The 13,901-nt window shown below is 55.8% G+C and carries 12 protein-coding genes; 6 read left to right on the forward strand and 6 right to left on the reverse strand.

Going from position 1 to position 13,901, the window contains the following annotated elements; translation table 11 throughout:
- Positions 1 to 54: 54 nt before the first annotated feature.
- The 3 genes from K0J45_RS19145 to K0J45_RS19155 all read right to left on the reverse strand — a co-directional run bounded on the left by K0J45_RS19145 (position 55) and on the right by K0J45_RS19155 (position 2,736).
- A complete protein-coding gene (locus K0J45_RS19145) occupies positions 55 to 528 on the reverse strand; it encodes a DUF494 family protein (RefSeq protein WP_011867527.1) in 474 nt (157 codons plus the stop codon).
- Positions 529 to 530: 2 nt separating this feature from the next.
- Positions 531 to 1,550 (reverse strand): DNA-processing protein DprA, encoded by a 1,020-nt coding sequence (dprA, locus tag K0J45_RS19150; protein ID WP_220043715.1) that lies wholly within the window; start codon positions 1,548 to 1,550, stop codon positions 531 to 533.
- A gap of 88 nt (positions 1,551 to 1,638) precedes the next feature.
- Positions 1,639 to 2,736, reverse strand: a complete 1,098-nt coding sequence (locus K0J45_RS19155) for a LysM peptidoglycan-binding domain-containing protein (protein WP_220043716.1) — start codon at positions 2,734 to 2,736, stop codon at positions 1,639 to 1,641.
- A 125-nt stretch (positions 2,737 to 2,861) separates the two neighbouring features.
- On the opposite strand from K0J45_RS19155, the gene def reads away from it, so the two are divergent.
- The 5 genes from def to K0J45_RS19180 are packed head-to-tail and all read left to right on the forward strand — an operon-like array spanning position 2,862 to position 8,528.
- Positions 2,862 to 3,374 carry a peptide deformylase gene (gene def, locus K0J45_RS19160; RefSeq protein ID WP_011867530.1) on the forward strand — a complete coding sequence of 171 codons (513 nt, stop codon included), beginning with the start codon at positions 2,862 to 2,864 and terminating at the stop codon, positions 3,372 to 3,374.
- A 7-nt stretch (positions 3,375 to 3,381) separates the two neighbouring features.
- Positions 3,382 to 4,356: a methionyl-tRNA formyltransferase gene (fmt, locus tag K0J45_RS19165; RefSeq protein WP_220043717.1), complete on the forward strand. Its 975-nt coding sequence runs from the start codon at positions 3,382 to 3,384 to the stop codon at positions 4,354 to 4,356.
- The gene (gene rsmB, locus K0J45_RS19170; protein ID WP_220043718.1) at positions 4,353 to 5,636 is read left to right on the forward strand and encodes a 16S rRNA (cytosine(967)-C(5))-methyltransferase RsmB; all 1,284 of its coding nucleotides are present in this window, start codon (positions 4,353 to 4,355) and stop codon (positions 5,634 to 5,636) included. The genes fmt and rsmB overlap by 4 nt, the downstream gene beginning before the upstream one ends.
- Positions 5,637 to 5,645: 9 nt before the next feature.
- Entirely contained in the window at positions 5,646 to 7,055 is a 1,410-nt protein-coding gene (trkA, locus tag K0J45_RS19175; protein WP_011867533.1) for a Trk system potassium transporter TrkA, read from the forward strand.
- Positions 7,056 to 7,085: 30 nt separating this feature from the next.
- Positions 7,086 to 8,528 (forward strand): TrkH family potassium uptake protein, encoded by a 1,443-nt coding sequence (locus tag K0J45_RS19180; protein WP_220043719.1) that lies wholly within the window; start codon positions 7,086 to 7,088, stop codon positions 8,526 to 8,528.
- Positions 8,529 to 8,549: 21 nt separating this feature from the next.
- Here K0J45_RS19180 and rlmF read toward each other — a convergent pair whose 3' ends face one another.
- Together rlmF and K0J45_RS19190 are read right to left on the reverse strand one after the other, a co-directional pair.
- The gene (gene rlmF / locus K0J45_RS19185; RefSeq protein ID WP_220043720.1) at positions 8,550 to 9,746 is read right to left on the reverse strand and encodes a 23S rRNA (adenine(1618)-N(6))-methyltransferase RlmF; all 1,197 of its coding nucleotides are present in this window, start codon (positions 9,744 to 9,746) and stop codon (positions 8,550 to 8,552) included.
- A 44-nt stretch (positions 9,747 to 9,790) separates the two neighbouring features.
- Positions 9,791 to 10,198, reverse strand: coding sequence for a flagellar basal body-associated protein FliL (locus tag K0J45_RS19190; RefSeq protein WP_011867536.1), 408 nt, complete (start codon positions 10,196 to 10,198; stop codon positions 9,791 to 9,793).
- Between the two features lie 175 nt (positions 10,199 to 10,373).
- On the opposite strand from K0J45_RS19190, the gene K0J45_RS19195 reads away from it, so the two are divergent.
- On the forward strand, positions 10,374 to 10,940 hold the full coding sequence (locus K0J45_RS19195) for a chorismate--pyruvate lyase family protein (RefSeq protein ID WP_220043721.1): 567 nt from the start codon (positions 10,374 to 10,376) through the stop codon (positions 10,938 to 10,940).
- A gap of 30 nt (positions 10,941 to 10,970) precedes the next feature.
- Here K0J45_RS19195 and K0J45_RS19200 read toward each other — a convergent pair whose 3' ends face one another.
- Positions 10,971 to 13,826: an immune inhibitor A domain-containing protein gene (locus K0J45_RS19200; RefSeq protein WP_220043722.1), complete on the reverse strand. Its 2,856-nt coding sequence runs from the start codon at positions 13,824 to 13,826 to the stop codon at positions 10,971 to 10,973.
- Positions 13,827 to 13,901: the final 75 nt, after the last annotated feature.

A 13,901-nucleotide genomic window follows, 5' to 3' on the forward strand; every position in this document is an offset into this window, starting at 1 on the left:
AGCATTAAAAAAGGAGGCTCAGGCCTCCTTTCTTTTAAATCCGAATCGAGTCAATTAGGAATGTAGCCGACCATCGGGTTGCTCGAAGATCAGATCCTCCATCTGCTCATAGGCGGACTCATTGCCCGGCACATTAAACAACACCATGAGGATCACCCACTTAAGATCTTCCAGGATCAGCGCAGGCTCGTCCAGCTCCATCACGCGATCGATCACCATCTCGCGCAGCTCGACATTGAGCACCTTGATCTGTTCTAAGAAGAGCAGGAAACCACGACACTCGACATCTAACTTTTCCATCTCGGCCTGAGTATAGATACGGAAGGAGTGTTGATCATGATTACATAGGTAGGGTTGATCACTTTCTTGTAGCGATGCCAGGTGTTCTAACCAGGACAAGGCCTTGATAATCGCCGATTGATGAAAACCAGCGCGTGTCAGTTCTTGGGTCAACTCGTCTTCATCGACCAGTAACTCGACCTCACTGTGCACATAGTTTTCGAATAGATACATGAGGATATCGAACATGGCTAGCTCCTCTTAAGTCTTATATAACCACCGGGTACAGCTGAAACCCAACCTTGTAGTTCAAGTTCAAGCAACTGCTCTAATACTAGCTCTATCGTTTTTCCACTATGCTCGACCACCACATCTAATGGTGTGGCCTCATAGCCTACACTAGCTAACAGTGAGGCAAATGGCAAATCAGAAGCTAACTCCTCCCCTATATGGTGACGACGATGCAACTCTTCAAGGTGAAATTTTGATAAAGCTGCAACCTCTTCGATAATATCGGCGGCGCACTCCACCAATTTAGCACCATCTCGTAACAAATCATGACAGCCCTGATGATCCCCCGCCAGGATATTGCCCGGCACGGCAAACACCTCGCGGCCCTGCTCCAGCGCCAATCTCGCGGTGATCAACGAGCCACTCTTTCGCGCCGCCTCCACCACGAGCACGCCCAGCGACAGTCCGCTGATGATGCGATTACGCTTAGGAAAATTGCCCGCATAGGGTTTTATCTGGGGCCAGAACTCGCTGAGCACACAGCCTCTCTGCTGGATCTTCTCGTAGATGGGTTTGTGACGCTTGGGATAGACGACCTCTATGCCTGTGCCCAACACGGCCAGGGTCACGCCATCGGCATCTAACACCCCCTGATGGGCCGCGCCGTCGATGCCGGCCGCCATGCCGCTGGTCACCGCAACCTTGGCCGCGGCGAGTTCCTGGGCCAGTTGATAGCTTGCGGCTAATCCCGACTGAGACGCGGCGCGGCTACCCACCATGGCGATACAGGGATGCACCAAGGCGTTAGGATCGCCTTTGGCAAAGAGAATCGGCGGCGGGTCGTTGATCTGCAGTAGCAGACTTGGATAGAGAGTATCTTGGGGACAGAGAATATGATGGTGAGGCGCGGCGTCTTGCCAAGCTAACGCCTGTTCGACCAAAGAAAAATCGGGGGACAGCTTAGCCGTCAATAGGCGCTCAGGCAGGGGTAAGGCATCGGGTTCATGCTCCAGCCTTTGCCTGAGCTCTGCTACATCCATGTAGTTTAATAATTGTTTTACCCGGGCCGGTCCTAACCCGGGTACAGCAGAAACAACTAGCCAGTCGACCAGCTTGTCGTCGATGGCACTATTCGCTCGCTAACAGGGTGTCCGGTTGCAGCAACTTGTCATGGACGCGCACAGGCTTCTCGTTGATCAGAATAAGCCCCAAGCTGACACGGTCGAACACCTTGAATACCATCAGCTTACCGCGATAGATATCTGGCATCTTGGTGGCGTTATCAGACGAAATACTGGCCAGAAATTCCTCATAGGTGCTGCGATCCTTAGGTTGTACCGGCTTGCCGTCACCATCGATCACCACCTCGGCGCCATCGCGGAAGATGGAGAAAACATGGCCAGTCTCGACACCGTCTTGGCTACCACGGTCGATATAGACCACATCCAGCTTACCCATTTCGCGCATATCTTTATCTGAGGCGAGCACCTTACCAGGCGTCGTCGCCGCCTTAGGCATGAAGTACGCTGACATCAGCGAATCATCTTCGATAGGCAGCACACGATAACCCGCCTTGGTCTCGCGCATATTGCTCAGCAAACGCACCTTAGACACTGGGCCCGACTCTATGACACGGCCACTGGCGGTCAGAATCACCTCCAGCCCCAGATCATCGCCAGATTCGGCATCTTCAAACTGGCGTCCCTTGGCATAGACACCAAACTTGTCACCAAGAGTCAGTTCCCCTTGAACATAGATAACATCGTCAGTCACATGGTGCTTAGACTCGCTCTCGCCCCCCATAACCATAGGCTGCTCATCGAACCATTCGCCATCGACGACTCGGTTTTGCACCAGATAAGGCTGAATCAGGCTGAGATCCACGGCAGGAATTGCGCCGCCTTTAGGCAGGACACGTCCTTCGGGACTCTTACGAATATGAGGCTTGACCACCAATCTGGGTTCACCGTCGATAAAGACCAGGGTCAGTCTGTCTCCGGGATAGATAAGGTGAGGGTTGGCGATCTGTGGGTTAGCGCCCCAGAGCTTAGGCCAGCGCCAGGGATCCTTGAGAAATTGGGCTGAGATGTCCCAAAGGGTATCCCCTTTCTTCACCACATACGAATCGGGATGGCCAGACTTCAATGTCAAGGTATCCGCGACAACAAACGAACTACTAAAAATCATTAAACCGAGTAAAATTAGTCGTTTCATGGGGGTATCCATGCTGTTTGCCCTTTATATAGAGCTTTTACTGTTATTGAATGCCACTAAGGATTAAAATTAACCCATTAGCCTAAGTCAGTATAACCAACTGTCTCGAATTTGACAGACTTGTTAAGAGTTTATGTATGAGTTTACTAAAAGTTTTACGCTTTCCCGATGAGCGCTTACGCACGATTGCGAAGCCCATTACAGAATTTAACGCTGAGCTTCAGACACAAATCGATAATATGTTCGAAACCATGTATGAAGAGAAGGGAATTGGTCTGGCGGCGACCCAGGTAGATTATCATCATCAGTTGATCGTTATGGACCTGCAAGATGACGTAGAACGCCCTAAGGTTTTCATTAATTTAGAGATAATCGAAAAAAGTGGCGATTTTTGCAACGAAGAGGGCTGCCTCTCCGTGCCCGGCATCTACGCCAAGGTCGATCGCGCCGAGTTTGTCACCATCAAGGCGCTGGACAGAGATGGCAACGAGTTCACTTTAGAGGCTGATGGCCTGTTCGCCATCTGTCTGCAACATGAGCTTGATCACCTCAATGGCAAACTGTTTGTCGATTACCTCTCGCCCCTCAAGCGTCAGCGTATCAAACAGAAACTCGAAAAAGCCGCGCGCCTCGAAGCCAAACAAGGATAAGCCTCATTTGAAACCACTCAAGATACTCTTTGCGGGTACGCCAGACTTTGCCGCCCGCCATCTACAAGCCTTAATCGATTCAGAGCACCAGGTTATCGGAGTTTACTCCCAACCGGACAGACCCGCGGGCCGCGGTAAGAAGCTACAGGCCAGCCCGGTCAAGGCCTTGGCACTGGAGCATGATATCCCAGTCTACCAACCCGTGAGCCTGAGAAACGAAGACGCCCAGGCAGAGCTCGCCGCTCTCGGCGCCGACATCATGGTGGTGGTCGCCTATGGTCTGATCTTGCCTCAGGTAGTACTGGACACCCCAAGACTGGGTTGCATCAATGTGCATGGTTCCATCCTGCCTCGCTGGCGTGGCGCAGCGCCGATTCAGCGCGCCCTGTGGGCCGGCGACGCGGCAACCGGCGTCACCATAATGCAGATGGATATAGGTCTGGATACCGGCGACATGCTGCTCAAGACCCATCTGCCAATCGAAGACAGCGACACCTCTGCCAGCCTGTATGAGAAGCTGGCCGAGCAGGGACCTAGCGCCCTGATCCAGGCACTAAAAGGCCTCGCCGAAGGCAGCCTAACGCCTGAGCCACAGGATGAAGCCCTGGCCAACTACGCCGAGAAGCTCAGCAAAGAGGAGGCGCAGCTCGACTGGCGCAAACCGGCGCAGCAGCTTTGGCGTGAAGTTCGCGCCTTCAACCCATGGCCCGCGAGCCACTTCCCCCATCAGGATGCGGCGATCAAGGTATGGCAAGCCAGCGTGTCAATCGAGACGGCCAAACAGGCCCCAGGCACCATCATCCGCGCCGACAAGCAGGGCATAGCGGTCGCCACCGGCGAAGGCGCGCTGGTACTCGAAACCATTCAGCTGCCGGGCAAGAAAGCCATGGCGGTGGCCGACGTGCTTAACGCCCGCGGCGACTGGTTTACCCCGGGCACCCAACTACAAGGCGTCACCCCAGCAGATGAGGCGCAGGCATGAAGAACCTGCGAGCCCTCGCGGCCAGAGTCGTCTTCCAGGTATTAGAGAAAGGGGTCTCACTGTCCGTGGCCCTGCCCGAACAGCAGCAAAGACTCACCAGCGGGAAAGACAAGGCCCTGCTGGCCGAACTCTGCTATGGCGTGATGCGTCACCTTCCCCAGCTCGATAAACTGGTGAGCGACTGCATGAGCAAGCCACTCAAGGGCAAGCAGCGCATCGTACATCAGCTGCTACTCGTGGGATGTTATCAGCTCCATTTCACCCGTATCCCCGGCCATGCGGCGATCTCGGAAACCGCCGAGGCCTGTCGCCAGCTCAAATTCGAGGGATTGGTCAAGGTGGTCAACGGCGTGCTGCGCAACTTGCAGCGCAACCAGAAGCCGCTGCCCGAGGATAACGAGACCCTGGCCTTTAACACCCCAGCTTGGTTGATCAAACGCCTCAAGGCCGCCTACCCAGACAGCTGGCAAGAGGTGATCGCCCAGAGCCATCAACGTCCACCCATGTGGCTGCGCAACAATCAGTTGTCCCAGACCCGAGAGCAATATCTGGCGCTACTCGACGAGCAGGAGATAGCGGCGACACCGGGTACGAGCGACGACGCCATACTCTTAGATAGCCCGAAAGATGTCGGCCTGCTTCCTAGTTTTGCCGATGGCGCCGCCTCGGTGCAAGATGGCGCGGCGCAATGGGCCGCCAGCCTGTTGGCACCCGAAGCAAATGAACTGATTCTCGATGCCTGCGCCGCCCCCGGTGGCAAGAGCTGCCATCTGCTGGAGAGTCAGCCAAGCATAGATCTGGTGGCGGTCGACTTCGACGCCAAGCGCTTGGAGCGGGTGCAGCAGAACCTCGACAGATTAAGCCTTAAGGCCAAGCTAGTACATGGTGACGCCGCCAAGATAGACACCTGGTGGCAGGGCGATAAGTTCGATCGCATCCTGCTGGACGCACCTTGTTCGGCCACCGGCGTGATCCGCCGTCACCCGGACATCAAATGGCTACGAAAGCAGGCCGATATCGAAGAGCTAGCCACATTACAGTCACAAATTTTGGATCATTGCTGGCAGTGGCTTAAACCCGGTGGCACACTCCTGTATGCTACATGCTCAATTTTACCGCAAGAGAACGCCGAGCAGATCGCGGCTTTCTTAGCGAGAACCCAAGACGCAACCCTGGTTCCTATCGCACAACAACAAAACAGCGATGACATTGGCTGGCAAATCACGCCGGGCCAAGACAATATGGATGGGTTTTACTACGCTCGCTTGGTTAAGGGATAACGTTAGGCTATGAAAATTATCATATTAGGTGCGGGTCAGGTCGGCGGCACATTAGCCGAAAACCTGGTTGGTGAAAACAACGACATCACCATAGTCGACAATGACCGCGACCGGCTGCGCTCGCTGCAAGACAAGTATGACTTGCGGGTAGTGCTGGGCCATGGTGCCCACCCAGGTGTCCTTAAGGACGCGGGGGCCGAAGATGCCGATATGTTAATTGCCGTGACCAATAGCGACGAATGCAACATGGCGGCCTGCCAGATCGCCTTCTCCCTCTATGGTACCCCCACCAAGATCGCCCGTATCCGCTCGGAGCAGTATCTGGCGCTACGGGACAAGCTGTTTATCGACAGCGAGACCAAGCAGAGCGAGAACCGACCTCGTGGTGGCTTCATCATAGACGAGTTGATCGCCCCCGAGCAGCTGGTTACCTCCTACATACGTCGTCTGGTGGAATATCCAGGTGCCCTGCAGGTGCTGGAGTTTGCCGAGGGACGCCTAAGCCTGGTGGCGGTACGCGCCTATTATGGTGGCCCGCTAGTGGGTAACGCCCTGGCAGCCCTGCGCGAGCACATGCCAAACATCGACACCCGTGTGGCAGCCATCTTCAGACAGGGCCGTCCCATCATGCCAAGGGGTACCACCATCATTGAGGCGGACGACGAGGTATTCTTCGTCGCCGACAGTCGCCATGTGCGCGCCGTGATGAGTGAGATGCAGAAGCTGGACAACTCCTACCGCAATATCATGATCGCCGGCGGCGGTAACATAGGCCTGGGACTGGCCAAGCAGCTACAGCGTAATCATGCGGTCAAGCTGATCGAGCACAGACCGGATCGCGCAGAGGCGCTGTCTGAGAAGCTGGAAAATACCACGGTATTCTGCGGTGACGCTTCAGATCAGGAGCTGCTGCTCGAGGAGCATATCGACCAGACCGACGTATTTATCGCGGTCACCAACGACGACGAGGCCAACATCATGGCCGCCCTGCTGGCCAAGCGTATGGGCGCCAAGAAGGTGATGGTGCTAATCCAGCGTGAAGCCTATGTTGATATCGTCCAAGAAGCAAATATCGATATCGCCATCTCGCCGCAACAGGCGACCATCTCGGCGCTGTTAACCCATATTCGTCAGGGGGATATCTGTAACGTCTACTCGCTGAGACGCGGCGCCGCCGAGGCAATCGAAGCCATCGCCCACGGCGATCCCAGCACCTCCAAGGTGGTGGGCAAGCAGATCAGCGAGATCAAGTTGCCACCCGGTACCACCATAGGCGCCATCGTCCGCGACGACGAGGTGCTAATGGCCCACGATAAGACGGTCATCGAGCAGGGCGACCATGTGATCTTGTTCCTGGTGAACAAGAAATTTATCGGTGAAGTTGAAAAGCTGTTCCAGCCTAGTGCATTCTTCTTCTAAGCTACTCAAGAAGCCAAGACTTAAATCGCGATGCTAAATTTTCGGCCGCTACTCTTTATCTTAGGCGTGTTCCTGTCGACCCTGACCGCCTTTATGTTTTTTCCGCTGCTCTTCGCCCTACTCTATGGTGAGGAGACGGTGGGCGCCTTCATGATCGCCTCGCTGATCACAGGCACCTGCGCCAGCGCCTGTATGCATCAGGGACAGAGTGAAAACATCCGCCTCAATATCCGCGATATGTTTCTGCTCACCAGCCTGACTTGGTTTATCGTTAGCCTGTTTGCGGCCATGCCCTTCACCCTCTATCACGGCATCAACTACACAGACGCCTTCTTCGAGACCATGTCGGGGATCACTACAACGGGCTCTACCGTGCTGTCCGGCCTGGATACCATGGATCACAGTATTCTGATCTGGCGCTCGCTGTTGCAATGGCTTGGGGGAATCGGCTTTATAGTGATGGCGGTGGCCATTCTGCCGTTTCTCAACGTGGGGGGTATGCGGCTGTTTCGCACCGAGTCTTCGGACTGGAGCGATAAGGCGGTGCCTCGCACCCAAGATATGGCCAAGCACCTCTTCTATGTCTACATCATACTGACGGTCTGCTGCGGTGTGGCCTACCACCTGGCGGGGATGACCTGGTTTCAGGCGATCAACCATGCCATGACCACACTCTCCACCGGCGGCTATTCCACCTCAGACAGCTCCATGGCGGCCTTCTCTAAGCCCGCCCACTGGGTCGGCACCATTTTCATGGCAGCCGGCGGCTTACCCCTGTTGATGTTTGTTCACAGCCTGTCCCAGCGTTCGCTGCGGATCTGGAACGACGCCCAGGTGAAGGGCTACCTCATCTTCCTGGCATTCGTCTCCTGCAGCCTGGCCTTCTGGCTATGGCATGGACACGATATGACGGCGGCCGACGCCCTGCGTCTGGCCAGCTTTAACGTGGTCTCGGTGGTGACAACCACAGGCTACGGCCTCACCGACTACACCTCCTGGGGCGCGGTGGCCAACGTGGCCTTCCTCTTCCTGATGTTTGCCGGCAGCTGTTCGGGTTCTACCTCTGGGGGAATAAAGATCTTCCGTTTCCAGATCGCCATTGCCATCATGCGTGAGCAGCTGAAGCAACAGTTCCACCCTAACGGTATCTTCAAGGAGCGCTACAACGGACGCCCCATCACAGAAGATATCGTGCGCTCCCTGGTCACCTTCATCCTGCTGTTTATGCTGGTGATAGTGCTCTTGTCGGTGATCTTGGTGTCTACCGGACTCGACCCGACCACCAGCTTTACCGGCGCAGTCACTGCGGTGACCAATGTGGGCCCAGGGCTTGGGCCAGTGATCGGCCCGGCGGGGAACTTCTCCAGCCTGCCAGACATCGCCAAGTGGTCACTGGCCATCGGCATGCTGCTGGGGCGTCTGGAGATCCTGACGGTGGCGGTGCTCTTCCACCCTAACTTCTGGAAGTACTAAGCAAACTAGCGCAGGGCCCGACTAAACCCGATACTGGCCCCAGAGACTATGCTGCTCCTGGGTTAGGAAGGTCCAGGCCAGCACTCGAGTCAGCTTATTACCTTGGGTCATCTCAAGGGTCTCTACCCGCTTGGCGCCCACCTGTTCCAGCAGACGATAGCAGGGTTTGAGGTTTTCCTTCTTCGACACCAAGGAAGTAAACCAGAGGCACTGCGAGCCGAACTCCCGGCTCTCGCGGATCATCTGGCTAAGAAAAGCGAGTTCGCCCCCTTCACACCAGAGCTCAGCCTTCTGGCCGCCGAAGTTGAGCTTCTCCTGACCCTTCGTGACTTCATGTCCCTTGGCTCGCTTGTTGGCCGCCAGATTCTTCAGCTTACGCTCGCTACCTCTGCTCGCCTCCGCCAGCGAGGCATGAAAAGGCGGATTGCACAGGGTCAGATCGAACCTGTCCTCAGCCCTGATAATACCGGTAAAGATCTGTTTCGAATCTGACTGCAGGCGTAGGCTCAGCTTACCCGCCAGCTGTGGGTTGTTTGCTATGATCCGCTCGACATTCTTAAGGGACACCGGGTCGATATCACTTGCCACGAAGCGCCAACCGTAGACCTGATGTCCCAGCAGTGGATAGATGCCATTGGCGCCTGTGCCGATATCTAGGGCGACCACTCGCTCCCCCTTGGGCGCTCTCGTCACATTAGGCAGCTTGCGCTTACCCCCCTTGCTCGCGGGAGTCGATTCGGCCAGCAGATCCGCCAGATAATGCAGGTAGTCCACACGACCCGGGATAGGCGGGCAGAGAAAACCCTCGGGAATATCCCAATAGCTTAATCCATAATGCAGCTTGAGCAGCGCCAGGTTAAGCAGCTTCACCGCCTTGGGATCGGCAAAGTCGATTGACAGGTTGCCATAGGGATTGGGACGCACGAAAGGCTTTAGCTCCGGTGTGGTATCTATCAGCGCCTCGAAGTCATAGCCCTGCCCATGCAGGTTGCGAGGGTGCAACCCCTTGCTCGCCCCCTGGGTCTTGCCCTCAGCTGGCTTAGACTTGGCTTGTAGTTTTGCTTGTGGTTTCGATTCTGGCTTAGCTTTTGGCTTAGCTTTTGGCTGAGCTTTTGATTTAGATTGAGACGAAGGCTTTGGCCTTGAGGCCTTAGCAGACGGCTCTTGAGAAACAACTTTCTTGGCGCCGGGACGCGCAGGCTTTCGAGACGGGGTCATCAGGGGGATCCTGGCTGCACGCTCTGCATGCAGCCCATAACACATTAATCGTACAGGTATTTAGTAAACAGCAGGTTGACGATAAGCGGCTTGCCTATCTCCTGCTCCAGCAAACGATTCAGGGTATCGTAGCACTCGCGGCGGATCTCCTCCTTGCCGGTCAGAGACTTCACCTTATCTTCGGTCTGCGCCCCTAAGATCTCTATGATGGCGGCGCGCAGCAGCGGGTCGTGATGTTCCAATACGATCAGATCTTCCGGCACCTTCACCATGAGTTCGACACTGATCTTCACAAAGCCCAGCTTCTTACGATTGGAGATATAGTTAGTCACAATATCGGGCTCGAAACCGTAATAGGCGTAGGTATCGACCACCTCTTCCTCTTCGGCGTATGCCCCCAGGCTCAGTACACTGGTCACTAGCATGAGGCACAGCAGCGCAAACTTTTTCATATTAGACGAATACTCCGTTCATGATTTGATGGTCAACACTCGCTTTCTAGCCAGACGATACCTTATTTAACGGCACCAATACTTAGATGCTTTAGTACTCAAGGCTTTAATTACCGACATCAAAGCCTCGTCATGATAAACTGCTGACGTTTTTGAGTATTGTACCGAGAATTTAATGAGTGTGACCAGGTTAAGCTTCCCCTATGGTGAATCCATTCAATGGCATTCACCGGATCAAATTCCCCAGCTGCCACCGAGCCCTTTCAGGGAGTGGCTGTTAGCTTCCGGTAGTTTAACCCAAAAACTCAAGTCTCACTGCAATCAATTTGAGGTCAAGGTGTTAGGCGAGGCCATGTTGCCTCCCTTCCCGGGCGAATTGCCCCACCAAGGGCAAGCCTGGATTAGAGAAGTGCTGCTCTGTCTCGATGGAATACCTTGGGTATTTGCCCGCACACTCGTGCCCGGCGCCATGATGGACAGCGCCCAGGATAACTTCCTCTCGCTGGGCACCCGGCCCTTGGGCGAGCTGCTGTTCACCAGTGGCGATTTCACCCCGGGCAAGATAGAGGTCGGCGAGTTTACCGCCTGCGACTCCCTCGCCAAACTGATCGATTCGCTCGAGCAGGAGAGTCACCATCCCTTGTGGGGCCGCAGACGCTACTTCAGCCATGGAGACCAGCAGCTGATCGTCAGCGAGATCTTCCTGCCCAAGGCTCGCCAGCTCATCGACCGGCTGCCATAAAAAAACGCCTCTTAATGAGGCGTTTTTTGTTTAGCTTCTGCGGCGCAGTCCCAGGAGCATCAGCAATGACAGGCTGATCCAACCCAGACTACCACCACCCGAATCCTGCTTGGTCTCGACCACCGGCGGCTGCACCACGGGAGCGGTCACCGTCAGCGTCAGGCTCTTGTTCGCCTGATTATTGGCCTCATCGGTCACAGTCAAAGTCACTGTATAGCTACCCGCCGCGCCATAGGTGTGTGTCGGCGAGGCGGCCGTGCTCGTCTGCCCATCGCCGAAGTTCCAGCCATAACTCAGCGAGCCAACCCCTTGATTGGACAGGTTGCTAAAGGTCACCGTCAGATCGCTGGCCTTATAACTGAAATCCGCCACCGGTTGGATAACGACCGTCACCTGAGTGTTGGCCGTGACCGACTCACCGGCGCCATCTGTCACCGTCAGAGTGACTTGATAGCTTCCCGAGGTCTGATACACATAGGTTGGCGCCGCCAGGGTGCTAGCAGCGCCGCTGACACCGAAGTTCCAGGCATACTGATAGCTGCCGTCGCCGCCTGTCACGTTGGCGCTGAAGCTGACGCTCGCACCCTCTTGTGTCTTAGCGATAGAGGCGCTCAATGCCCCAGGCGCTGGCGGAGGCGTCACAGTGCCCGAATACTCGAAGCGTACCTTGGCGCTGCTGGAATCCTGGCTCTGGGTAACCACCTCCATGGTCAGGCCTAGCTCAGGCAGTATGATGCCCGCCTGCGGCTTGAGTGGCGCACTATAGTCCTGGCTGTCATCAAACAGGCTGTTGCCCACCAGATGGTCATCACCAAAATAGGTGGATTGGTTATACAGGCTAAAGGTGGCATCGCGGATCTGGGTCGCCGTGCCATTGGTGCCGATAAGCACCTGATCGGCATCGACTACGCCAATAAGGCCACTGCCTGGATGCTTGCTGGAGTTGTTGTCGGACTCGTTGAAGTTCTCCAGCCAGAGCAAGACACCCGGCTCGTAGGCATGACTCTTCAATCCGGCATCGACGCCGTTGTAGCTGCGCAGCTGCACCAGGTAGCGGCGCGGCTTGCCCGGACGGGTGTTATCGATTCGGGCAAAGCCACCGTTGAGTGCCATGGTATTTGGCTCCTCGGCGCCGTCGCTGTAGATAACCGACTCACCGTCGAGCACCTTAAGCTCATCGAACACGAAACCATAGTCGCCCACCGCCTCATCGGTGAAGTAGACGATGCTGATCTGACGATCGCTGCTGCCCGCATAGGCACTGAGGTCGAAGCTTAGCTCCACCCAAGAATCTGCGCCTTCGGCACCCGCCACATCAGAAGACTTACCCGTGATGATGTTCTTGGCATTATTGATGATGTTGCTGGCCTTGGTGTGATTACCGGCTAAGGCCACATCGCCCACCTTCACCTGCACATAATCATAATCTGTCTCTATGTTCCAGTGCGCCTTCATCTTCAGCGTCAGGCTGCTGCTCGCCGGAAAATCCAGGCTAAAGGAGGCCGCAGTGCTCAGCAGGTTACCCTGACCCGAATAGTACTGATAGCTGCCGGCATAGGGCTGCTTGAAGGGAATATTGTCCGAAGGCAAAGGAATAGAGATCAGGTTCACCAGGTTGGCATTGACGGCCTCAGCCAGCTGTACCTCCTGACCACCCGTCGGGATGGAGGCCAGATCCACCTGAGTCTCGTTGATCCACTTGCCCTTATACTTGTTTTGCAGGTAAGAGCGAGCATAGGGGCTAAAGCCTGTTGGCTGGCTGCCAGGGATATCCCCGGTCCAGCTACCGCCGGACATGATAGACCAGGAGCCCACGGGCGAACCGTCGCCGCTGTTGCTGGTGTCGTACTCGTCAGGCAGGCCTAGATCGTGGCCAAATTCATGGGCGACCACACCGGCGGCCGCATCTATGGGCTGAACCGTGTAACCAAACACCTTCTTGCCCGTGCCAGGGATCTCATAGCCAGGCGAATTGCCCTCGTAGACAAAGTATCTGTGCGACCAGATGGCATCATCACCCAAGACGCCACCACCGGCCTCTTCGCCTATGCTGGAGTGAAACAGCATCACATGGTCTATGTCGCCGTCGGCCTCATTGAGGTTGCCGTCGCCATCGAGATCGTAAGGGTCTTCCACGTCGAACGAGGCGATTTCGCTGGGCGTCATGCTGGCCAGCGCCTGGGTCACCGCCTCTTTCACCAGCTCGGGCACCGCCTTGTCGTCATCGTCGTTGTTGGGGTCATTCTGCCCGTAATAGGCCGCGTTTTGGTTGGCGGTATACCAGCCGTAGACCTTACCGGTGAAATAGAAGCTTCCGCCAGATTCTGCCTGATAGTATTGATACCCGGTCAACAGGTTCTGCCCCTGAGGTCCGGCAAAGCCGGTCGTCGAGAACATGAGATCCTGATAGTGGGCGACAGGGTAGCTCGAGTAATACATGGGCGTATCGGCGGCTGTCAGGCGGTTGTTGTCGTGGGGCAGATCGGGAAAGTCGATCAGCACACCCAATACCTTCACCGTCTTAGTCACATCTGCGTCGGCCTGGGGCGTCACGAAGGACATCACCCGCGCCTTCTGCTGGGCCTTCTGACGCATACTCTGCTGAGATTCCAGCTTGGCCTGAACCTGACCGCCTTTTTCCTGATAGCCCTTGGCTCTCTGGGTGTAGGCCTTAATCGCGGCGCGCTTCTCCGCCTCGCTGGCATCACTGGCCAACTCACCACGCTTCACCAGCCAATAGAGGATCTGCTGCTCGTTAATCACCCCGGCGTCGGCCACGCCAGTCACTTCCTTCATGGTGATCGGGGCGGCATTTGCCGACGCGCCAATCAGCAGGAGGGAGAGGCTCAATGCGGACAACGCACCGGCATAATACTGTCTCTTCATGCTAAAAATTCCTTGTGCCTGTATTTATCCCCAAACGGAACGCCTTCCCCGCTGGGTGACCCTAAGGCTGCCTAA

The sequence above is a fragment of the Shewanella alkalitolerans genome (assembly GCF_019457575.1).
GTDB lineage: Bacteria > Pseudomonadota > Gammaproteobacteria > Enterobacterales > Shewanellaceae > Shewanella > Shewanella loihica.

What these genes read in the sequence shown, in the direction of transcription:
- K0J45_RS19145 (WP_011867527.1), bottom strand. Translation starts at nt 528, where the DNA reads ATGTTCGATATCCTCATGTATCTATTCGAAAACTATGTGCACAGTGAG.
- dprA (WP_220043715.1), bottom strand. Translation starts at nt 1,550, where the DNA reads ATGGATGTAGCAGAGCTCAGGCAAAGGCTGGAGCATGAACCCGATGCC.
- K0J45_RS19155 (WP_220043716.1), bottom strand. Translation starts at nt 2,736, where the DNA reads ATGGATACCCCCATGAAACGACTAATTTTACTCGGTTTAATGATTTTT.
- def (WP_011867530.1), top strand. Translation starts at nt 2,862, where the DNA reads ATGAGTTTACTAAAAGTTTTACGCTTTCCCGATGAGCGCTTACGCACG.
- rsmB (WP_220043718.1), top strand. Translation starts at nt 4,353, where the DNA reads ATGAAGAACCTGCGAGCCCTCGCGGCCAGAGTCGTCTTCCAGGTATTA.
- trkA (WP_011867533.1), top strand. Translation starts at nt 5,646, where the DNA reads ATGAAAATTATCATATTAGGTGCGGGTCAGGTCGGCGGCACATTAGCC.
- K0J45_RS19180 (WP_220043719.1), top strand. Translation starts at nt 7,086, where the DNA reads ATGCTAAATTTTCGGCCGCTACTCTTTATCTTAGGCGTGTTCCTGTCG.
- rlmF (WP_220043720.1), bottom strand. Translation starts at nt 9,746, where the DNA reads ATGACCCCGTCTCGAAAGCCTGCGCGTCCCGGCGCCAAGAAAGTTGTT.
- K0J45_RS19190 (WP_011867536.1), bottom strand. Translation starts at nt 10,198, where the DNA reads ATGAAAAAGTTTGCGCTGCTGTGCCTCATGCTAGTGACCAGTGTACTG.
- K0J45_RS19195 (WP_220043721.1), top strand. Translation starts at nt 10,374, where the DNA reads ATGAGTGTGACCAGGTTAAGCTTCCCCTATGGTGAATCCATTCAATGG.
- K0J45_RS19200 (WP_220043722.1), bottom strand. Translation starts at nt 13,826, where the DNA reads ATGAAGAGACAGTATTATGCCGGTGCGTTGTCCGCATTGAGCCTCTCC.